General features: G+C 39.2%; 1 tRNA gene. It reads right to left on the bottom strand.

Annotated elements, in window-relative coordinates:
- Nucleotides 1-116: 116 nt before the first annotated feature.
- Nucleotides 117-193: transfer RNA gene (locus tag APS80_RS10360), tRNA-Ile, on the bottom strand.
- Between the last annotated feature and the right edge of the window lie 118 nt (nt 194-311).

The following is a 311-nucleotide window of genomic DNA, read 5'->3' as shown; positions in this document are numbered from 1 at the left end:
TCGAACACTAGCGATTACATTTTTTGAATTCAAGCTTTAAAACTCTAATTCACTCGGTTTTGCTTGGTAAAATCTATTTTACTTACTTATCTAGTTTTCAATGTACAAACAATAAATGGTGGGCCTAAGTGGACTCGAACCACCGACCTCACGCTTATCAGGCGTGCGCTCTAACCAGCTGAGCTATAGGCCCTTCATCATCGTTGAATACTCCAATGAGCATTCAAAACTGAATACAATATGTCACGTTAACCCTTCATCTTCGAAAGAAGATGTTCCGTAATTAATCCTTAGAAAGGAGGTGATCCAGC

It is taken from the genome of Staphylococcus auricularis, assembly GCF_001500315.1.
Classification (GTDB): Bacteria; Bacillota; Bacilli; order Staphylococcales; family Staphylococcaceae; genus Staphylococcus; species Staphylococcus auricularis.
Note: the sequence above shows the minus strand (reverse complement) of the source record. Positions and strands in the feature narration are given on the sequence as shown.